Origin of the sequence: Amycolatopsis sp. NPDC004625 (genome assembly GCF_040609695.1) — a bacterium.
Taxonomy (GTDB): Bacteria; Actinomycetota; Actinomycetes; order Mycobacteriales; family Pseudonocardiaceae; genus Amycolatopsis.
Window position 1 is genome coordinate 233,736 of sequence record NZ_JBEXKX010000004.1, and the last position, 19,371, is coordinate 253,106.

Below are 19,371 nucleotides of genomic sequence, written 5' to 3' on the forward strand. Positions count from 1 at the left end.
ACGCCGATCGGGAAGGCGTCCGAAATCACGCGGAACGGCTCGATCCCGGCCTCGCTCAGCCGCACGAACACGAAACTCAGTGCGAACAGCGCGAACGCCCCCGCGGACAGCCGGATCGACTTGACCAGCGCGGCGCGTTCCGGCCGGCCGCGCAACGGTTCCAGCAGCGAAATCGCCGCGCCCGGCAGGCTGCAGAAGGCCACGAGGCACGCGTAGAGGTGGATTTCGCCGCTCACCGGGTCCGGCGCCTCGGGGTAGCTCGCCGGGAAGACCGCGGCCGCGGCCAGCCCGAGCGCCCACAACACGAGCAGCAGCCGGGTCGTCCGCGACAGCGGCACCCCGGCGACCTGCAGCGCGCCGAGCACCGCGAGCGACCCGATGGCCAGCGAAAGCACGCTGGCCGCGAGCATCCCCTCGCCGCGGTCGGTCACCGTGTAGCTCGAAAGCGTGTCGTACACCGGGTTGCGCGAGCTGACGATGTGCAGCACCACGGCCGTGAAGAGGCCCCACCCGATCGCACCCAGCGCGACCAGCCGCCACGGTCTGGTGCGCTTCCCCTGTTCCGTCCCCATGCCGTCCAGGTTCCCGCCCCGGCGGCACCCCCGTGATCAGGGAAGACCCTGAATTCCCCCGGAGGTGAAGTCGACCAGGACGAGCGCCTGGTCGTCGTGCCGCTTCGGCCGGGGCCAGCGTTCGCCGTCCGGATCCTGCTTCTCCGCGGTGCGGACGGCGTCCAGCACGGCGTCGGGCCCGTCGGCGCGGGCGGTGGCCAGGACCTCCGGCCAGTCGAAGAGCGCGTACTGGTCGACGCCGATGGAGACCCCGTCGCTGGCGAGCAGGACGGCGTCGACGTCGGCCCGCGGCCAGCTGCGCCGGACCGCGTGCGCGGCGGCGCCCGGCACGGCTTCGGCGACCCAGAACCCGTCGTGGGCGTTGCGCCGGCGCCGGACGTCGGCGCCGGTCTGCAGCATCCCGCGCCGCCGCAGCCGGGCGAGCCGGTCGTCCGAGACGACGTCGACGCCGAAGCCGCCGAAGGCGACCACCGGGCTGTCGGCCAGCACGAGCGCGTCGACGCGGTCACCGAGCCAGCGCACCGCCGCGACCGTGCTCGACGGCGACCGCTGCGGGCGCAGGTCGTTTTCCGCCGTGACCACGGCGATCGCGCGGGTCAGGGCGTCGGTCAGGTCGGCCTCGGGGGCCGCGCCGAGGTCTTCGGCGAGGCGTCTGGCCAGCCGTTCGGCGTACCAGCCGCCCGGGGGTTGCGAAGGGTCCGAAGAGGTGGCGCCGTCGAGGACCAGCACGGCGTTGTCCAGCACGACGACGTGGTCCTCGGAAGGGCGTGGGTGGCCGTCCGCGCCCACCCCGGCCCGTCCGGCGATCGCGATTTCGGGCATCACCCGACTGTACGTCGCCCGTCCGGCGGATTCGCGCTGAGCGTGTCAACCGGAGTTGACAGGCCCTGAATGTCAACGTAGGTTGACGGACATGACCGAAGCAACGGACCTGGCCGCCCGGGCCGGCGACCGCGATCCCCGGGTGGGACTGCGTGCGGTCGCCGCGCTCCGGCGGCTGCTGGAACAACTGGAGGCCGTGCAGGTGCGCAGTGCGCGGGTGCACGGCTGGTCGTGGCAGGAGATCGCCGCCGAGCTGGGGGTCAGCCGGCAGGCCGTGCACAAGAAGTACGGGAGGCACTGATGTTCGAGAGGTTCACGGCGGACGCGCGGACGGCCGTCGTCGAGGCGCAGATCGTGGCGCGGCAGTCCGGCTCGGTCGAGATCGGCCCGGTGCACCTGCTGGCCGGGCTGGTCAAGGCGGACGTCCCGCTGCTCACCGAGCTGGGCGTCTCCACCGGCGAAATCGCCGCGGAGCTGGCCCGCACCCGGCGCCGCGGCGGGGTCAGCGACGCCGACGCCGAGGCGCTGACCGAGTTCGGCATCGACGTCGAGCAGATCGTCGAACGCATCGAGCAGACCCACGGCGAAGGCGCCCTCGCCGGGCGGCTGGGCCCGGCCAAGCGCGGGCACCTGCCGTTCACCGCGCAGTCGAAGAAGACCCTGGAACTGAGCCTCAAGGAGGCGGTCCGGATGGGGGACAAGCACCTCGGCCAGGAGCACATCCTCTTGGCGCTGGCGCAGCAGCGCGGCACCGAAGAGGTGCTGGCCCGGCGCGGCGCCGACTACGCGACGCTGCGCCGGGTCGTTCAGGAGCGCAAGGCCGGCTGACGTTCGCGCCACACCACCAGCGGCAGCAGGGCCTGGGTGAGCGGGCCGATCGCGAGGGCGTAGAGCACGGTGCCCACCCCGAGCGTCCCGCCGAGGAAGAAGCCGCCGACGACCACGGTGACCTCGATCCCGGTGCGCACCAGCCGGACCGACCGGCCGGTGCGCGCCGCGAGCCCGGTCATCAGGCCGTCGCGGGCGCCCGGGCCCAGCCGGGCGCCGACGTAGGTGGCGGTCGCGAAGCCGTTCAACGCGACGCCGCCGGCCAGCAGCGCGATCTGCCACACGAGGTCGTGGGCGTCCGGCAGCACCGCCCGGACCAGGTCGACGGTCACCGAGATGACCACGACGTTCGCCACGGTGCCGATCCCGGGCCGCTGGCGCAGCGGGATCCACAGCAGCAGCACGGCCACCGAGATCACGCCGGTCACCGTGCCGAACGTCAGGCCGGTGTGCTTCATGACGCCCTCGGCCAGCACGCCCCACGGCTCGAGGCCCAGGTGGGCGCGGGTGAGCATGGCGACGCTGGTGCCGTAGAGGGCGAGCCCGGCGAGCAACTGGACGCTGCGCCGGGCGGGGTCGCGGGTGATCCGGACGGGCCGGAGATCGATCTGAGCCACGTGCCCACTATTGACGGCAAGTGGTCTGGTAAACCATAGCCAATTCTGGAATATTGGCCTGATGGAACCGCTGATCCCGCTGGGTGGACGCATCTCCGGACCGCGATTGGCCGTCATGCTGGGCTCGTGGCGTCAGGGTGGCTCCCGGCAGGGCGCCGCCGATCTGGCCGCGGCCATCGAACTGCAGGTGCTGGACGGCCAGCTCCCGCTCGGCACGCGCCTGCCCGCCGAGCGCGAGCTCGCCGACGCGCTCGGGGCGAGCCGGACGCTGATCGGCGCGGCCCTGGACCGGCTGCGCGAGAACGGGTTCGCCGCCAGCCGCCGGGGCGCCGGCTCGTGGATCACCGCTCCCGGGCGGCGTCGCCGGGACGCCGTCGTGCCGGACGGCGACGACCTGATCGACTTCGCCCACGCCTCACCGGCGGCCCCGCCCGGGATGGTCGCGGCGGTCGACGCGGCCCGCTGCGCGCTCGTCGACCACCTCGGGCAGCACGGCTACCAGGAGCGGGGCCTGCTCGGCCTGCGCGAGAAGATCGCCCGGCGCTACACCGAGCGCGGGCTGCCGACGACGGCCGCGCAGATCATGGTCACCAACGGCGCCCACCACGCGTTCGTGCTGGTCCTGCGGATGCTGACCGGGCCGGGCGACCGGGTCCTGGTGGAGCAGCCGACGTACCCGAACGCCCTCGAAGCGATCCGGGCCGCGCACGCCATCCCGGTGCCGGTCGCGCTCGACCCGACCGGCGCCCGCGGCTGGGACATCGCCGGTCTCGACGCGGCGCTGCGCCAGGCGTCACCGCGGATGGCGTACCTCGTGGTCGACTTCCAGAACCCGACCGGCCTGCGCCTGGACGCCGGGGGCCGCGAACGGCTCGGCGCGGTCCTCGCCCGGGCCCGGACGCCGGTGGTCGTGGACGAGACCCTGGTCGAACTGGACCTCGAAGGCGACCCGCTCGACGGGCCGCCGCCGCTGGCCGCGTTCGCCGGCGACCTGGTGATCTGCGTCGGCTCGGCGTCGAAGTCGCACTGGGGCGGCCTGCGGCTGGGCTGGATCCGCGCGTCGGAGGACCTGCTCGGCCGGCTGGTTTCGGCGCGCTACGCCGTGGACCTCGGCTCGCCGGTCTTCGAGCAGGTCGTGTTCTCGGAACTGCTGGAGGCCGACGGCTGGGCGGCGCTGGCCCGCCGTCGCGAGGAGCTGCGCGTCCACCGCGACGCGCTGACGGCCGCCGTGGAGCAGCACCTGCCGGACTGGACGTTCACGCCGCCGAAGGGCGGGCTTTCGCTGTGGTGCCGGATGCCGGAACCGGTGAGCTCCCGGCTGGCGGTGGCGGCGGCGAGCCACGGGATCCAGGTGGCGCCGGGCTCCCGCTTCGGCGTCCACGGCGGCATGGAGCGGTGGATCCGCCTGCCGTTCGCGTTGCCACCGGAGAAGATCCACGAGGCGATCCGCCGGCTGGGCGCGGCCGAAGCATCGGTCCGGGGGACGCCGGCCTCGCTGGACGCACCCATCGCGTGAAACGAACCGGTGCGCTGGATGCGAGCCTGCTCCCAGGGATGGGCGGCGTTCGGGTGCATCCAGCGCACCGGTTCGTTGTTTCACACACCCGCTCACGGACGTGACCCCGTTCGCGGGTGCCGCGGCTTCCCGGCACCGCCCCTCGACGTGCCGGGAAGCCGGCGGCTCAGGTGCGCTCGCGGTACTGCGAGTCCTCGCTCGGCGCGGTGAGCAAGGGCTCCCGGAGCGCGCCCGGTGTGGGTCCCGGCGTCGCGGGGGCAGCGCGACGCCGGGACCGGGATCCGACCCGGCCGGGCGCGGTCGGCCGGTCGGAAAGACTGTGGTTTCGCATGGGTTTCGCCCCTGGGGTACGTCGGACGCACTTCGGCGTCACGAGACGTGAAAGAACCACGGATCACGTACTGGAGCAGGGGATTCGTCACGCCTCAACGGCGTGCGGGCGCACCGAGTCGATCTTGGTTTGGGCGCACTTGTCCCCGGCTGCGGAGTCCGGGGTCAGTCGGGGGAGGTGGTGGGCAGGGCGGCGTCCCGCCCCGCGCCGTCGACCTCGTGGTCGCGGCTGGTGCCGATCAGCTTGAGCTGCGTCGTGGTGACGTCGTCGGTGTGGACGGCGAATGCGTGGCGGGCGCCGCCGGAGCCGTCGTGGCCCGGGGTGGCGGTGAGGGCCGGCGCGCTCGGGTAGGTGGTGCCGCCGGGCAGGCCGGGCGTGGAGCCGCCGCCACCGCTGGTGGCGTGGGTGCCGGAGTCGCGCGGCTGGTCCTGGACCGCCGGCAGCGACTGCGCGTGCCGGACGACCGGGTGCGCGCCCGCGAACCGGGTGGTCTGCTGGTCGGCCGCCGTCGTGGTGTCCGTGGCCGGAGCCGTCTCGACGACCGCGGCCGGCGTCTGCGTGACGACGGTGGTCACGACCGGCGCGGTCGCGGTGGCGCCGCCGGAGTTCGAGCTGCCGAGCACCGGGCCCAGCACGTCGTCGAGGGGCAGCAGCACGGGTGCGTTCGGGTTGCCCGGAGACGGCTGGGTCAGCGGCGCGAGGACGGTGTGGGACAGCGTGTCCGTGACGGTGCCGAGGATGCCCGTGACGGTGGAAACCGTCCCGCCGACCACGTCGAGGACGCCGCCGACGAGCCCGCCGACCAGGTCACCGCCCGCCGGTGCCGCCGTCGTGGTGTCCTTTGTGGTCCCGACCACGCCGCCGAGCGCGTTGAGCGTGCCGCCGACCAGGCCGTTGACCAGGCCGCCGGAGGACGTGGCCTTCGCGGTGGCCGGCGCTCTGGTGTCCTTTGTGGTCTCGGTGGCCGGTGCGCTCGTGGCCTGCGGTGCCTCGGTGTCCTTTGTGGCCTCAGCCGCGGGCGCGGTCGGTGTCGGCTCGGCGGTGTCGGCCTTCGGCTGCGCCGGGCACGCGGCGGCGTCGGTCTCGTGGTGGCTCTTGCGGTGCCGGCCGAGCAACAGGGGCTTGGCGGCGTGGTCCACAGTGGAGGCGACGGGGGCTTCGGGGCAGGTCGGGGCCTCGGCGGCCGACGCGGTGCTGCCGGTCAGGGCGGCGCCGAGCAGCCAGCCGGCCAGCGTCAGGCCGCCGGCGAACAGGATCTTGGTGGCGGGCCGCTGCAGCGAGGCCGCCCACGGGCGCGGCGCGCGCACGCGCGCGTGTGAAACGGTTTCACCCGGGGTGGGCGCAGGCCGAGCGGGGGCGCCGCGGCGCACGTACGCCGTGCTGCTCACCGCCACCACCACCGTCCGCGCCTGAGGCTCTCGCGTCGAGCCTGTCGTTGCTGGGTCGTTCTCCGGTCAGGTCGCAGTTCCCCCGAGGCTGCACTCGTTCCAGCACCGCACGGGAGTCTTTCATCTCTCCCGCGTTCGATCCAGCCCGCGAGGCGGAACAGCCCGGCCGGGCAAGGCATCTGCGGCCGACAAGTTGATCACTCTCAGTGCCGTTCGGGTGCTTCCCTACGGCCATTCGGAGGAGTGGTGCAACTTGCAGGCGCCGGGGTTGACCTGATGTTTCCCGGGCCCCGACAGCGATGCGTGCCGACGTGGTTCCGTTCCGTGCGTGCGCCGGGGTTTCGGCCGAGTGACCGGAAATACGCCCGGGATGTGGGACGGCGACTGGGCCGAACGGGTTCCGCGGGCGGCTTCGGTTGTACCGCGCCGAAAACGCTTCGCCCGAACCGGCTCGTGATCCGGCTGCGGTCCGTGATCGCGAAGCGGTCGCCCCGGTGGGGCCGGAGGGCGTCAAGCGCGGCGGAGCGTCGGCAGGCGGAGCCGCGCGCCCGCGACGTCCGGCGGCCGCCGCAGCCGTCGCGGGAAGTGCTCGCGTCGATCGCGGAGCGTGACGGCGAGGCGCGGCATGTGGTGGACGGCCGCCCGGCCGGTCCCGGCGGCTCCGGGCACCCGTCGCGGGCGCGCCCGCCCCCGGTGCCGCTGCGGAACGGCCGGGGGACAGGGCTACTCAACCCGGGCGCGGTCGTCAGACCAGTTTGCGCAACCGGGTGATGGCCTCGTCGATCACTTCGTTGCGCTTGCAGAACGCGAAACGCAGCAGGTGTTTCCACTCGTCCGGGTGATCGGTGAAGACCTTCACCGGCACCGCCGCGACCCCGACCCGGCCCGGCAGCTCCCACGCCAGGTCGGCGGCGTCGGCGAACCCGAGCGGCCGCACGTCGACGCAGACGAAGTAGGTGCCCGCCGTCGGCCGCACGGCGAACCCCGCGTCCGCGAGCCCGGCCGAAAGCCGGTCCCGCTTCTCCTGCAGCGACGCGCGGAGGCCGTCGACCCAGGGCAGCTCGTGGTCGAGCGCGTGCGCGACGGCCGGCTGCAGCGGCCCGCCCGACACGAAGGTGATGAACTGCTTCGCCGCCTTCACCGCGGCGACGAGCTCCGGCGTCGAGCAGACCCAGCCGATCTTCCAGCCCGTGCAGTTGAACGTCTTGCCCGCGCTCGAGATGCTGACCGTCCGCGGCCGCATGCCGGGCAGCGTGACCAGCGGGATGTGCTCGGCGTCATCGAAGACCAGGTGCTCGTAGACCTCGTCGCAGATGGCGATGAGGTCGTGCTCGACGCACAGCGCGGCCAGCGCCTCCAGCTCGGCGCGGGTGAACACGGTCCCGGTCGGGTTGTGCGGCGAGTTCACCAGGATCGCCCTGGTCCGCGGCGTGACGGCGGCGCGGAGACCGTCGACGTCGAGGCCGAGCCGGCCGTCCGGGCCCTCGACCAGGCCGACGACCCGCCGCTCGGCACCGGCCATGGCGACCGCGGCGGCGTAGGAGTCGTAGTACGGCTCGATGACGATCACCTCGTCACCGGGCTCGGTCAGCGCCAGCAGCGTCGCCGCGATGGCCTCGGTCGCGCCCGCGGTGACCAGGATCTCCGTGTCCGGGTCGTACTCGGTGCCGTACCGCTGCCGGTGCCGCGCGATCGCGGCCCGCAGCTCCGGCCGCCCGGGGCCGGGCGGGTACTGGTTGGCGCCCCCGAACAGCGCGTTCTTCGCCGCTTCGAGCATGCCGTCCGGGCCGTCGGTGTCCGGGAAGCCCTGGCCGAGGTTGACGGCGTCGTGCTGGACGGCCAGCGCCGTCATCTCGGCGAAGATGGTCGAGGTGAACGGCCGGAGGCGGGGGACGAGAGCAGGTTCGCGCACGATCAGCCATCCTCACGGACAATGGTGATGTGGAGCAACTGACCCCCGCCAAGGTGACGCCCGCCGACCCGCCGGGCGGCCTCGCCGGTGAAGCGGAAAAGCGGCGCGCGCTGCGCAAGATGAAGCTGGTCGCGCTGTCGTTCCTGCTCGGCGCCACCGTCGTGTTCCTGCTGACCAGCTGGGCGCAGTCGGCCGGCTGGCCGGGCTGGGTCGGCTACGTGCGGGCCGCCGCCGAAGCGGGGATGGTCGGCGCGCTGGCCGACTGGTTCGCCGTCACGGCGCTGTTCCGGCACCCGCTCGGGCTGAAGATCCCGCACACGGCGATCATCCCGAACAAGAAGGACGCGCTGGGCAACAGCCTCGGCGACTTCGTCGGCTCGAACTTCCTTTCCGAGGAGGTCGTGCGCGACAAGCTCAAGCGCGTCGAGATCGCCCGCCGCCTCGGCGCGTGGCTGGCGCAGGAGGAGAACGCCGAGCGCGTGACGTCCGAGCTGGCCACGGTGGTCCGGGCGGCCGTGCGCGTCCTCCGGGACGAGGACGTCCAGGCGATCATGGAGCAGGCCGTCGCGCGGCGGATCATCGACAAGCCATGGGGCCCGCCGCTGGGCAAGATCCTGCAGGGCGTGTTCGCCGACGGCGCCCACCACAAGCTCGTGGACCTGATGTGCGACCGCGCCTACGAGTGGGTCCGCGACAACCACACGACGATGCTGCGGGTGGTTTCGGACCGGGCGCCGAGCTGGTCGCCGAAGTTCGTCGACGAGATGCTCGCGGACAAGGTCTACGGCGAGGTCCTGTCCTTCGCGTGGGCGGTCAAGACCGACGTCAACCACCCGATGCGGCTGGCGCTGGACAAGTTCCTCGGCGAGTTCGCCCAGGACCTGCAGACCAACCCCGACGTGATGGCCCGCGCCGAGCAGGTCAAGGGCCAGATCGTGCACCACGAGGAGGTGCAGCGGCTGATCGGTTCGGCGTGGAGCACGGCGAAGGAGATGCTGCTGACCGCGGCCGAGGACCCGTCGAGCGAGCTGCGCCGGCGCGTCCGGGCCGGGCTGACGTCGCTCGGGCAGCGGCTGATCACCGACGACCAGCTGCGGGCGAAGGCCGACGGCTGGGTCGAGGGGGCCGCCGCTTACCTCGTGAAGAACTACTCACGGGAGATCACCACGATCATCACCGACACGGTCGAACGGTGGGACGCCGAGGAGACGTCCCGCAAGATCGAGCTCCAGGTGGGCCGCGACCTGCAGTTCATCCGGATCAACGGCACGGTGGTCGGTGCCCTCGCCGGGCTCGTCATCTACGCCGTGGCGGAGCTGCTGTTCTAAGGCCGAGTTCTATACCACACCTGGGGGAGTTTCAAACCAGTTGTCCACAGGAAGCTGAGTTATCCCCGGGGTTATCCACAGCTTTTCACGGTGATGGCCTAACGGCTGTCCACAATGTGTGGGGTCGCGGCCGCCCAGGGCGTGGATATGTGGTGCTTCGTCCCCAAGTTGTCCACAGCCGATCGAGGGTCCGCCGCTCGGATGAGGGCGTTCAGCCCGCCGCGGCGCGGGCGCGCCAGCCCCGCGCCTTCTCGCGGTTGCCGCAGACGCGCATCGAGCACCACGTGCGCGAGCGGTTGCGCGACTCGTCGTAGAACGCCCAGAGGCAGGTGTCGGCGGGGCAGATCTTCAGCCGGATCCAGTCGCCGCGCACGACCAGCCGCGCGCAGGCCGCGAACACCGCGCCGACGACGTCGTCCGCGACGAGCGCCGGCCCGTCGGCGGTGAGGGAGATCCGGGTGCTGACGTCGACAGCGGCGTCGGTGCCGGGCGGCAGCCGCGGGTCGCCGATCGCCGCGCGCAGGGCGTCCCGCGCCGCGCGCGCCTCGGCGGCCGGATTGGCCGCCAGCCCGTGCGCGGCCGCCCACCCGTGCCACTGCCCGGGATCTTCGAGCAGGTCGGTGCCCTCTTCGACGTTGACCGTGTTGAGGAACTCCACCACGAGGGAGGCGTCGGTGTGCACTTACCGAGTGTACGGCGGTTGCCTCCGAAGGTGCTAACCCACATAATCGCTTCGCTGGTTACTCAGGTTACCCAAGATCGAAGGGAGCGACGATGAGTGCGGTACCGACCCTGGGCGTGGTGGCCCTCGACTGCCCCGACCCGGTGGCGCTGGCGGAGTTCTACCGCTCGGTGCTGGAGTGGGAAGCGCCCGAGGTGGCCGAGGACGGGCATTGGGTGACGCTGGCCAACCCCGCGGGCGGCGCGGGCATCGCGTTCCAGCGGGTCCCCGACCACCGGCCGCCGGTGTGGCCGTCCGCGGACCGCCCGCAGCAGCTGCACCTGGACCTCAACGTCACGGACCTGGAAGCGGCGCACGAGCGCGTGCTCGGCCTGGGGGCGAAGCTGCTCGACGACAAGCCCGAGACGTTCCGCGTCTACGCCGATCCGGCCGGGCACCCGTTCTGCCTCTGCGCCTGCTGAGGAGTTTTTGCGTAGGCTCTGCGGTGTGATTTGTCCGAAGTGTCAGAACCGGATGCGGACCGTCGACAAGAACGGCATCCACATCGACCAGTGCGAAGGCTGCCGCGGGATCTTCCTGGACCGCGGGGAGCTCGAGGCGATCGTCGGCGCGGAGAGCTCGTTCTACGGCCAGCAGCAGCCGCCGCCGTACCGAGGTCATGCCGACTCCCCGCGGCCCTACCGCGGCGGCTACCCGGACTCCCCGCGGCCGCACCGCGGGCAGCCGGACTCGCCACGGCCGTACCGCGGGGGCTACGCGGACTCGCCGCGCCCGTACGGGCACGGGCACCGCAAGCGCAGCTTCCTCGAGAACCTGTTCGACTGAAATGGGTCTCGACCTGCGGATCTGCCCGGCGTGCGGCGAGCTGGCCGAACGCCCGGCCGTCGCGGGCGCCGTCCTGACGTGCCCGAAGTGCGGGCACGAGCGGCCGTTCCGGAAGCTGCCGCTGTTCGCGCTGACCGGCCCGAGCGGCGCCGGGAAGTCGACGATGGGGCCGCTGCTGGCCGAGCGGTTCGCCGGCGAGGTCGTGCTGCTGGAGCAGGACATCCTGTGGATCGACGCGCTGCGCGACGACGTCTCGGCGTTCCGCTCGGTCTGGCTGCGGATGGCGGCGATGCTGCACCAGAACGGCCGCCCGGTCGTGCTGTGCGGGACGGTGGCGCCGCCGGAGTTCGAGCCGTTGCCGGAGCGCGCGTTCTTCAGCGACGTCCACTACCTGGCGCTGGTCGGGTCGCCCGCGTCGCTGCGCGCCCGGCTCCGGGCGCGGCCGGCCTGGCGGGAGTGGGACGAGCCGCGGATCGAGGAGATGCTGGAGTTCAACGACTGGCTGCGGAAGTCGGCGCCGGACCTCGGCGTCGGCCTCTTCGACACCACGGACGTCTCCCCGGCGGCGACGGCCGACCACGTGGAGCGCTGGATCCGGGCGCGGCTGCCTAGGTGAGCGGCCAGGCGCGGCCGTCCGGGGCGTCGAGCCAGACCTCCTGGCGGTCCGGGGTCACGGTCAGCCCGAACCGGTCGCGGTCCGGCTTGCCGAGCTCGCACCAGTCGACGTAGGCCGCCTCGGCGACCTCCCACAGCGCGCGCGGGCCGCCCTGCGCCACCTCGTCGGCGCCGCCGCGCTTGCGGTGGCGGACCCACGAGCCGTCCGGGTGCACCAGGGCGACACCCGGGGCCTCGTCGTCGCCGCTTTCGCGCACCGGCCGGACGCCGGGCAGCGCCAGCCCCGCGAAGAACTCGAACTGCCGGCGGGGCTGGAGCACCGCCGACATCGGCAGCCGCGTCTGCTCCCAGTCGCCGCGCGACGGCATCGGCAGCGGGGCGGCGTCGGGCAGCCGGTGCGCGCGAAGCGGCATGAAGCGGCCGTCGCGCGCGAGGACGCAGCCCTGGGCGTCGCCGTCCTCGCCGACGACCAGCCGGACCAGCCCGGCGCCGATCGGGCGGTTCAGCGTCGTCACGACCAGCCCGCCCGGTTTCGTCTGCGCCAGCCAGGGGAGCGGGATTTCCGACACCGACGCCGTGCACAGCACCCGGTCGAAGACGGTGCCGGCCGGGTAGCCGAGTGCGCCGTCGCCGACCGCGCACGCGGGGCGGTACCCCGCCGTGGCCAGCCGTTCGCGCGCCGTCGCGACGATGCCCGGGTCGATGTCCACTGTGGACACCTGACCGGCCCCGCAGCGGTGGCTCAGCAGGGCGGCGTTGTAGCCGGTGCCGGTGCCGACCTCGAGCACGCGGTGGCCGTCGCGCACCCGCAGCTCCTCGAGCATGATCGCCATGATCGACGGCATGCTGGACGAGCTCGTCGGCGTGCCCGCCACCGGCCCGGTGCGGCGGGCGAGCTCCCAGCGGTCCGGGTCGTCGTCCAGCTGCGTCACCAGGACGTCGCGGGAGTAGACGGTCTCCAGCCAGCCCGGGTCGCCGCGCTCGACGGCCGCCCACAGCCCGCCCGCCGGCGCGAAGAACCGCGGCAGGAAGACGTGCCGGGGGACGGCGCGGAAGGCGGCGACCCACTCCGGGGCGTGCAGGACGTCCTCGTCGAGCAGCTGCTCGACGAGCCGCCGCCGCAGCCGGGCCGAGCGCGTCATGGCACCACGGTAGCGGTGCGCATCACACCCGATGGTTGCAAGCAGGGTGCTTGCAATAGCTAGCACGGGCGCGTACCGTCGAAGGTGTCGCGAGGAGGTGACCGGATGACAGAAACCGGTGGGACGCCAGGATCCGGCAGTCCCATGGAAAAGGTCGCGGACATCGCTTCCGACATCGGCGAGTACATCCGCCAGCAGCGCAACACCGCGAAGATCTCGTTGCGCCAGCTGTCGAAGCTCGCCGGCGTGTCCAACCCGTACCTGAGCCAGATCGAGCGCGGGGTCCGCAAGCCCAGCGCGGAGATCCTGCAGCAGATCGCCAAGGGCCTGCGCATTTCGGCGGAAGCGCTGTACGTGCAGGCCGGGATCCTCGACCTGCCGACGGGCGGGCCGGTGGGCGACGCGATCCGCGCCGACGCCGAGCTGACCGAACGGCAGAAGCAGGTCCTGCTCGACGTGTACGAGTCCTTCCGCCGGGAGAACGCCGCGGCCCGGCCGGCCGCCGCTCCCAGCACCACACCAGCCGCGAAAACCGAGGAGTCAGCATGACCACCCCCAAGACCGAAGACGTCAAGAAGGCCGTCACCACCGCCCTCGACCAGGTCCGCACCCCGCTGCTCGCCGCGCTCGGCGCCGGCAACCTGGCCACCCACGCCGTCACCGACGCCGTGGCGAAGGCCAAGGAGAACGTGACCAAGAGCGGCGAGGTGGCCCGCAAGAACCTGCAGGAGCTGCCGACCGACGTCGAGAGCCTGCGCGAGAAGCTGGACCCGGCCGAGCTGCGCAAGGTCATCGACGAGTACACCGAGGCCGCGCTGAAGCTGTACAACAAGCTGGCCGAGTCGGGCGAGCAGGCGTGGGACAAGTTCGCCGCGCAGCCGCAGGTCAAGAAGGCCATCGAGCAGCTCGAGGAGGCCGTGGCCACCGCGCAGGGTCAGGTCGAGGGCGTCACCACCGAGGTCCGCGAGCGCGTCGACGGCGTGCTGGGCACCTTCACCAAGCGCACCCGCTCGGCGGGCGAGAAGACCGCCCGCAAGGTGACCGAGGTCGCCGGCGAAGCGGCCGACGCCATCGAGGAGCTGGGTGACGACGTCGCCCACGAGACCCGTTCGGCCAGCCGCCGCGTCGCGAACAAGACGGCCCCGAAGACGGCCGCCCCGGCCCGCCGCACCACGACCTCGACCACGACGAGCGCCGCCGCGAAGAAGCCGGCCACGCCGAAGACCGAGAAGTGACAACGCTGTGAACTCCTGGCCCCGTCCCCGGACCCCCGGTGGCGGGGCCGGGGTCGTTCGGGTGGTTTGCCGTAAGCTGTCGCTGTGCTAGTCGCCATCTGGATCCTCAATGTCATCCACTGGGGCAGCGCGCTGGTCGGGCTTTTCGCCTTCGTGCACGCGCTGCTCCAGCGCGCCGACGCGTACTCGGCGGCCGACCGCAAGACCAAGCCGGTCTGGATGCTGATCACCGGCGGCGCAACGCTGGCGATGGCGCTGTTCAACGTGATGGGCCCGGGGATGATCTTCTGGGTCCCGGCGATGGCGGCGGTGCTGGTCTACCTCGTGGACGTCCGCCCGAAGCTGATCGAGGTCCAACGCGGCGGCTCGAGCTGGTGATCGCGGCCGGGCACGCCGGGTAGCTTTCCCCCGCCCCGCCCCGCCCCGCCCCGCCCCGCCCGCCCCGCCCCGCCCCGCCCCGCGCCTCTCGCTCGCCGAGCCGTCCCACCAGGCGGGCCGTCCTTCCCTCCCCTGCCCACCCGGCGGACCGCTGTTTTAATGGCAGCGTGACCTGGACGATCGCCGGGAGCCTCACCGTCGTTCCCGCCCCCACGCGTACTGACCTGCTCGCCGAGCCCGTCGCCAAGGCCCTGGCCGCGCTCGCCGACCCGGATGCCGTCGGCGTCGCCGAGATCGACCCGGCCCTCGCCGACACGGCCGCCTTCTGCGAGACCTATGGCTCGCCGCTCGAAGCGTCGGCGAACTGCGTCGTCGTCGCCGGCAAGCGCGCGGGCGAAGTCCGCTTCGCGGCCGCGCTCGTGCTCGCGACCACTCGCGCCGACGTCAACGGCGTCATCAAACGCCGGCTCGACGTCCGCAAGGCGTCCTTCGCGCCGATGGACGAAGCCGTCTCGGCCACCGGGATGGAGTACGGCGGCATCACGCCGGTCGGCCTGCCCGCCGAGTGGCCGATCCTGATCGACCGGCGCGTCGCCGACGCACCCGAGCTCGTCATCGGCAGCGGGATCCGCGGCAGCAAGCTGCTGATCTCCGGCGCCGCGCTGGCCGCCCTGCCCGGCGCCGAGGTCATCGAGGACCTCGCCCGGTGACGTCCGTCTGGCTCCGGTACCTGACCGGCGCCGACATCGAGTCGCTCGGCGTCACCGACGCCGACATCGTCGGCGCGGTCGAGGACGTCCTCGCCGACCACGGCCGCGGTCAGGTCGTCTTCGAGCCGCGTACGCACCTCGTGCCCGACAACGGCGGCAAGGGCCACTTCAACATCCTTCGCGGCCACCTGTCCGCGAAGCAGGTCAGTGGCGTGAAGGTCGTCGGCGACTTCGTGGGGAATTTCGAACGGGGCCTCCCTTCGGAAATGGCGTTGATCCTGCTGCTGGACCCGGACACCGGCATGCCGCGGGCGATCGTCGACGGCACGATGATCACCGAGGCCCGCACCGGCGCGATGACCGCCGTCGGCGCGAAGTACCTGGCCCGCCCGGACTCCCGGGTGCTCGGGCACATCGGTGCCCGCGGCACCGCGTGGTGGAACGTCGTACTGCTGGACTCGTTGTTCGACTTCGCCGAGATCCGCGTGACCAGCAAGCGCCCGGAGTCCCGCGAAGACTTCGGCCGCCGGCTGTCCGAACGGCTCGGCAAGGACGTCCGCGTCTGCGCCACGGCCGAGGAGACCCTGGACGGCGCGGACATCCAGGTCGAGGCCTCCCGGCTGGTCGAACCCGAACCGCTGGTGCGGCGCGAATTCCTCCGGCCGGGCACCTTCCTGGTGCCCTACGGCACGATCAGCGCGCTCGAGCTCACGCTGCTCGACGACATCGACAAGGTCGTGGTCGACGACTGGCGCGAATCGCGGTCCGGCAACCCGCGGTTCGGCGCCCTGCGCCCGCAGCTCAACGCCGGCCTCCTCACCGAGGACAAGGTCCACGCCGAGATCGGCGACATCGTGGCCGGGAAGAAGCCGGGCCGCGAGCACGACGCCGAACGGATCCTGTTCTGGCACCGCGGACTGTCCACAACGGACGTTGCCGTGGCGAACATGATCCTCGCCCGTGCCGAGACTTCCGGCGTCGGCACCATGCTGCCCTACCGATGATCCTCTCCGACAGCGAGTTCGCTGACAGTGAACGGTTGGTTCTGGACAAACCGCTGGTAGAAGCGCTGAGGCGGCGTCGGGACGAGCTCTTGACGGCCCTTGCGGACCGCGCGGAACCGGTCTACGGCGTCAACACCGGAATGGGCCGGCTCGCGGGCGTCGCCCTCGACGCGCGGCAGCAGGCGGAGCACCAGCGCAACCTCTTGATCGGCCGCGCGGTCGGCGGCCCGCCGTGGCTGCCCCCCGAGGACGTCCGCGCGCTGCTCGTCGTGCGGCTGCGCGACTTCCTGCGGCCGTGGTCGGGGGTGAGCGCGGAGCTGGTGCAGTTCCTGGTGGACCGCCTGAACGACGGGTTCACGCCCGCTGTCCCGCGCTTCGGCCTCGGCAGTTCGGGCGAGATCATCGCGCTGTCGCACGCGTTCCAGACGTTCCTCGGCATCGGCACGGTCCTGGAGGACGGCGTCGAGGTGCCGGCCGCGGCGGCGCTCGCTCGCCGGGGCGCCACGCCGTATGTCCTCGGGCCGAAAGAGGGCGCGTCGCTGCTTCAGGGGTCGCCGCTCGCGGTGGTGCACGCGCAGCGCGGCTGGACGGAAACCCAGCAGCTCATCGACCTGCAGACGCTCACCGAGGCGATGGCGATCGACGTGCTCGGCGCGCCGCGGGCGGTCTTCGCCCCGATCATGGCGGGCGGCGACGAGCACCTGCAGACGGTGCTGCACGAGCTGAACGCGCTGGTCGGAGCCGGCCCGGTGCGGCCCGGCGTCGTGCAGGCCCCGCTGTCGGTGCGCGTGGCGCCGCGGGCGCTCGCCCACGCCTCCCGCGTCAACGCGGACCTGCACGAAACCCGGCGCCGCTGGGCGACGATGCCGGGCGATTCGCCGTCCTTCGTCGACGGCTCGTTCGTGCCCGGAACGGGTTACCACGCGGTGGACCTGGGCCTGCGGATGGACGCGGTGACGGCGGCGCTGGTGCACGTCGGCGAGGTTTCGGTGCAGCGGACGCACCGCCTGCTGGACGAGCGCTTCAGCGGGCTGCCGGCGCAGCTCACGAGGGATCCGGGGCCGCAGGCGGGGCTGGTCCCGCTGCACAAGCGGGCGGCGGGCGAGCTGCAGGCGTTGCGGCGGTTGGCGACCCCGGCCACGCTCGGTTCGATCGACACATCGGCAGGCCAGGAGGACGTCCAGGCGTTCGCGGCCGCGGCCGGCGAGCAACTGCGCGCCGCGGCCGGGCGGGTTTTCGCGATCACGGCGTGCGAGCTGATCACCGCGTCGCAGGCGCGGTATCTGGCCGGCGGTGAGGGTGTTCCGGGGCTGCGGGCGGGATATCGGTGGGTGCGGTCGGTGGTGCCGCCGGTGGCGGAGGACCGCCCGCTCGGGCCGGAAATCGAGCGGCTGGTTTCTGCCTGCCGGGCGGCCTGCTTCAACGACTTGGCCACGCTTACCTGACCCGCAAGCGGTTCACCGGAAGGACAGCTGTGGACGCCGGACTGCTCGGACGCGCGGCCGCGATGTTCGCGGCGACGAACGTCGACGACCTCGTCCTGCTCGCGGTGTTCTTCGGCCAGGCGGCCGGACGCCGCGGCGAGCTCAAGGTCGTGGGCGGCCAGTTCCTCGGCTTCGCGGCGATCCTGGCGGTCTCGATCGCGGGGGCGCTCGGCGCCGGGCTGCTCCCGGACGGCGCCGTCCGCTGGCTGGGCATCCTGCCGGTGCTGCTCGGAATCCGCGCGGCCTGGCAGGCCCGGCACCAGGACGACGACGAGCCGCCCCCGGCAACCGGGCTGCTCGGCATCGCGCTGGTGTGCTTCGCCAACGGCGGCGACAACGTCGGCGTGTACGTCCCCGCGTTCGCGGCAACCGGGCCGGCGGGCTTGGCGGGCTACGCGACGGTGTTCCTGACGGGCGTGGCGGTCTGGTGCGTCATCGGCCGGTTCCTGGCCACCCGCCCGGGCGTGGCGCGCGTGCTTTCCCGCTGGGGCCACGTGGTGCTGCCGGCGGTCCTGATCGCGCTCGGCGTGCTGATCCTGCTCGGCGCGTTCTAGGCCCGGCTACGCGCGTTCTGCAGTGCCAGCCCGCGCGGCGTCGCCACCCGCGTCAGCAAGGCGAACGCGCCATCGCACGCCAGCGCCAGGACCACCGCCGCCAACCCTCCGGCGAAGATCTCCCCGTACCCCTGGGCCCCCACCGCGAAGCCGTCGACGATGTAGCGGCCCAAGCCGCCTCCGTCGTTGACGATCGCTCCGATGGCCACCGTTGCGATCAACTGGAGGAACGACACGCGCGCGCCCGCCAGGATCACCGGGGATGCCAACGGGAACTCGAGGCGCAGCATGATCTGCCACTCGCGGTAGCCCGTCCCGCGGGCCGCGTCCACCGTCTCCTGCTCCAGGGACACCACGCCCGCGTACGTGTTCGTGAACAGCGGTGGCATCGCCAGCGCGACCAAGGCCAGCAGCAACGGCCAGAACGTCGTGTCCCACTCCCAGCGGCTCGCCAGGAACCAGAACAGGATGATCAACCCGAAACTCGGGATCGCGCGGCCGATGTTCACCGCGCTGCTCGCCAGGAACGCGCCGCGGCGGTAGTGGGCCAGCCACAGCGCCGCCGGGATCGTCAGCACCGCCGCGATCACCAGCGCCAGCAGGGAAAACCTGAGGTGCTCCAACGTCCGGTACGGCACGCCCTCGCGGTCCGTCCAGCTCCACCGGTTGGGATCGGCGAGCCACGCGTTCAGCTGGTCGAAGAAGCTCATCGCGCCTTCCGGGTCCAGGGGGTCAGCAGGCGCTCGCCCAGCCAGAGCAGCAGGTCGACGACCACCGCCAGCACCACCGACAGGCCCATGCCGACGATGATCTCCGTCGGGTTCGGCGTCGTGTTCTGGATGCCGGCGCGGATGAAGTAACCGAGGCCGCCCAGGCCGAGCATGGACGTCACCGTGACCAGGCCGATCGTCGTCACCGCGGCCACGCGCAGGCCGGCGATCACCACCGGCAGGGCCAGCGGCAGCTCGATCTGCCACAGCATCCGCGTGCGCGTGTAGCCCATGCCGATCGCGGCTTCGCGGACCTCCTGGGGCACCTGGTCGACGCCGGTCACGATGTTGCGGACCAGGATGAGCAGCGTGTACGTCGCGAGCGGGATCATCGCGGTCACGAACGTCAGCCCGAAGAACGGCGCCAGCACGGCGAACGCGCCCAGGCTCGGGATCACGTACAGCGCGCCCGCGGTGCCCAGGATGATCCCGTACGACCAGCGGTAACGCAGCGCCAGCACCGCCAGCCCGATCGAAACCACCAGGCCGATGCCGAGCGCGGCACCGGTCAGGGAGATGTGCTCGACGAGCCGGTGGACGATGGCGTCGGCGTTGCGGTCGACCCACCTCCACTGGAAGATCGGCGGTCCGCTGTCGGCGGCCAAGGGCGTCACGGCGGTCACGTGCACCTGCCGACCCTACCCCGATCGGGCGGGAA

22 protein-coding genes and 1 pseudogene are annotated in these 19,371 nt (G+C 72.6%); 14 read left to right on the top strand and 9 right to left on the bottom strand.

Going from position 1 to position 19,371, the window contains the following annotated elements:
- Positions 1-5: 5 nt before the first annotated feature.
- Both ABZW17_RS06705 and ABZW17_RS06710 read right to left on the bottom strand, forming a co-directional pair.
- Positions 6-572, bottom strand: a pseudogene (locus tag ABZW17_RS06705) (DUF998 domain-containing protein); the annotation flags it as partial.
- A gap of 36 nt (positions 573-608) precedes the next feature.
- Entirely contained in the window at positions 609-1,394 is a 786-nt protein-coding gene (locus tag ABZW17_RS06710) for a protein phosphatase 2C domain-containing protein (protein ID WP_354810383.1), read from the bottom strand.
- 91 nt (positions 1,395-1,485) lie between these two features.
- Between ABZW17_RS06710 and ABZW17_RS06715 the strand changes: the two genes are divergently transcribed.
- Together ABZW17_RS06715 and ABZW17_RS06720 are read left to right on the top strand one after the other, a co-directional pair.
- Positions 1,486-1,695, top strand: a complete 210-nt coding sequence (locus ABZW17_RS06715) for a sigma factor-like helix-turn-helix DNA-binding protein (protein ID WP_004559389.1) — start codon at positions 1,486-1,488, stop codon at positions 1,693-1,695.
- Positions 1,695-2,222 carry a Clp protease N-terminal domain-containing protein gene (locus tag ABZW17_RS06720; protein ID WP_354810385.1) on the top strand — a complete coding sequence of 176 codons (528 nt, stop codon included), beginning with the start codon at positions 1,695-1,697 and terminating at the stop codon, positions 2,220-2,222. Before ABZW17_RS06715 ends, ABZW17_RS06720 begins: the two co-directional genes overlap by 1 nt.
- On the opposite strand, the gene ABZW17_RS06725 is transcribed toward ABZW17_RS06720, so the two are convergent.
- Complete coding sequence (locus tag ABZW17_RS06725) at positions 2,201-2,839, bottom strand: hypothetical protein (protein WP_354810387.1); 639 nt, start codon at positions 2,837-2,839, stop codon at positions 2,201-2,203. The two genes, ABZW17_RS06720 and ABZW17_RS06725, sit on opposite strands and share 22 nt — an antisense overlap.
- A 61-nt stretch (positions 2,840-2,900) precedes the next feature.
- Between ABZW17_RS06725 and ABZW17_RS06730 the strand changes: the two genes are divergently transcribed.
- Complete coding sequence (locus ABZW17_RS06730) at positions 2,901-4,355, top strand: PLP-dependent aminotransferase family protein (protein WP_354810389.1); 1,455 nt, start codon at positions 2,901-2,903, stop codon at positions 4,353-4,355.
- Between the two features lie 495 nt (positions 4,356-4,850).
- Here the strand turns inward: ABZW17_RS06730 and ABZW17_RS06735 are convergent, their stop codons facing one another.
- Together ABZW17_RS06735 and ABZW17_RS06740 are read right to left on the bottom strand one after the other, a co-directional pair.
- Positions 4,851-5,993, bottom strand: coding sequence for a hypothetical protein (locus ABZW17_RS06735; protein ID WP_354810391.1), 1,143 nt, complete (start codon positions 5,991-5,993; stop codon positions 4,851-4,853).
- 826 nt (positions 5,994-6,819) lie between these two features.
- Positions 6,820-7,986, bottom strand: a complete 1,167-nt coding sequence (locus ABZW17_RS06740) for a pyridoxal phosphate-dependent aminotransferase (protein WP_354810393.1) — start codon at positions 7,984-7,986, stop codon at positions 6,820-6,822.
- 29 nt (positions 7,987-8,015) lie between these two features.
- On the opposite strand from ABZW17_RS06740, the gene ABZW17_RS06745 reads away from it, so the two are divergent.
- Complete coding sequence (locus ABZW17_RS06745; protein ID WP_354810395.1) at positions 8,016-9,314, top strand: DUF445 domain-containing protein; 1,299 nt, start codon at positions 8,016-8,018, stop codon at positions 9,312-9,314.
- Between the two features lie 211 nt (positions 9,315-9,525).
- Here the strand turns inward: ABZW17_RS06745 and ABZW17_RS06750 are convergent, their stop codons facing one another.
- Positions 9,526-9,996 carry a CGNR zinc finger domain-containing protein gene (locus ABZW17_RS06750; protein WP_354810397.1) on the bottom strand — a complete coding sequence of 157 codons (471 nt, stop codon included), beginning with the start codon at positions 9,994-9,996 and terminating at the stop codon, positions 9,526-9,528.
- A gap of 92 nt (positions 9,997-10,088) precedes the next feature.
- Here ABZW17_RS06750 and ABZW17_RS06755 point away from each other — a divergent pair, with 92 nt between their 5' ends.
- Genes ABZW17_RS06755 through ABZW17_RS06765 form a run of 3 tightly spaced genes read left to right on the top strand, consistent with a single transcriptional unit; the run spans position 10,089 to position 11,437 of the window.
- Positions 10,089-10,457: a VOC family protein gene (locus ABZW17_RS06755; protein ID WP_354810399.1), complete on the top strand. Its 369-nt coding sequence runs from the start codon at positions 10,089-10,091 to the stop codon at positions 10,455-10,457.
- A 7-nt stretch (positions 10,458-10,464) separates the two neighbouring features.
- A complete protein-coding gene (locus ABZW17_RS06760) occupies positions 10,465-10,821 on the top strand; it encodes a zf-TFIIB domain-containing protein (protein ID WP_354810401.1) in 357 nt (118 codons plus the stop codon).
- Between the two features lies 1 nt (position 10,822).
- Positions 10,823-11,437 (top strand): nucleoside kinase, encoded by a 615-nt coding sequence (locus ABZW17_RS06765; protein WP_354810403.1) that lies wholly within the window; start codon positions 10,823-10,825, stop codon positions 11,435-11,437.
- On the opposite strand, the gene ABZW17_RS06770 is transcribed toward ABZW17_RS06765, so the two are convergent.
- Positions 11,430-12,578, bottom strand: coding sequence for a methyltransferase domain-containing protein (locus tag ABZW17_RS06770; RefSeq protein ID WP_354810405.1), 1,149 nt, complete (start codon positions 12,576-12,578; stop codon positions 11,430-11,432). The two genes, ABZW17_RS06765 and ABZW17_RS06770, sit on opposite strands and share 8 nt — an antisense overlap.
- 144 nt (positions 12,579-12,722) lie before the next feature.
- Between ABZW17_RS06770 and ABZW17_RS06775 the strand changes: the two genes are divergently transcribed.
- The 7 genes from ABZW17_RS06775 (at position 12,723) to ABZW17_RS06805 (ending at position 17,943) form a co-directional block, all read left to right on the top strand.
- Positions 12,723-13,127 carry a helix-turn-helix transcriptional regulator gene (locus ABZW17_RS06775; RefSeq protein ID WP_354810407.1) on the top strand — a complete coding sequence of 135 codons (405 nt, stop codon included), beginning with the start codon at positions 12,723-12,725 and terminating at the stop codon, positions 13,125-13,127.
- A complete protein-coding gene (locus ABZW17_RS06780; protein ID WP_354810409.1) occupies positions 13,124-13,813 on the top strand; it encodes a hypothetical protein in 690 nt (229 codons plus the stop codon). The genes ABZW17_RS06775 and ABZW17_RS06780 overlap by 4 nt, the downstream gene beginning before the upstream one ends.
- A gap of 84 nt (positions 13,814-13,897) precedes the next feature.
- Positions 13,898-14,191, top strand: coding sequence for a DUF2516 family protein (locus ABZW17_RS06785; protein ID WP_354810411.1), 294 nt, complete (start codon positions 13,898-13,900; stop codon positions 14,189-14,191).
- Positions 14,192-14,358: 167 nt separating this feature from the next.
- Positions 14,359-14,901, top strand: a complete 543-nt coding sequence (locus ABZW17_RS06790; RefSeq protein ID WP_354810413.1) for a YbaK/EbsC family protein — start codon at positions 14,359-14,361, stop codon at positions 14,899-14,901.
- Positions 14,898-15,905, top strand: coding sequence for an ornithine cyclodeaminase family protein (locus ABZW17_RS06795; RefSeq protein ID WP_354810415.1), 1,008 nt, complete (start codon positions 14,898-14,900; stop codon positions 15,903-15,905). The genes ABZW17_RS06790 and ABZW17_RS06795 overlap by 4 nt, the downstream gene beginning before the upstream one ends.
- Positions 15,902-17,350 carry an aromatic amino acid lyase gene (locus tag ABZW17_RS06800; RefSeq protein WP_354810417.1) on the top strand — a complete coding sequence of 483 codons (1,449 nt, stop codon included), beginning with the start codon at positions 15,902-15,904 and terminating at the stop codon, positions 17,348-17,350. Before ABZW17_RS06795 ends, ABZW17_RS06800 begins: the two co-directional genes overlap by 4 nt.
- 29 nt (positions 17,351-17,379) lie before the next feature.
- Positions 17,380-17,943 carry a cadmium resistance transporter gene (locus ABZW17_RS06805; RefSeq protein ID WP_354810419.1) on the top strand — a complete coding sequence of 188 codons (564 nt, stop codon included), beginning with the start codon at positions 17,380-17,382 and terminating at the stop codon, positions 17,941-17,943.
- Here ABZW17_RS06805 and ABZW17_RS06810 read toward each other — a convergent pair.
- Positions 17,940-18,653 carry an ABC transporter permease gene (locus ABZW17_RS06810; RefSeq protein WP_354810421.1) on the bottom strand — a complete coding sequence of 238 codons (714 nt, stop codon included), beginning with the start codon at positions 18,651-18,653 and terminating at the stop codon, positions 17,940-17,942. The genes ABZW17_RS06805 and ABZW17_RS06810 overlap by 4 nt on opposite strands.
- A complete protein-coding gene (locus ABZW17_RS06815) occupies positions 18,650-19,342 on the bottom strand; it encodes an ABC transporter permease (RefSeq protein WP_354810423.1) in 693 nt (230 codons plus the stop codon). Before ABZW17_RS06815 ends, ABZW17_RS06810 begins: the two co-directional genes overlap by 4 nt.
- Positions 19,343-19,371: the final 29 nt, after the last annotated feature.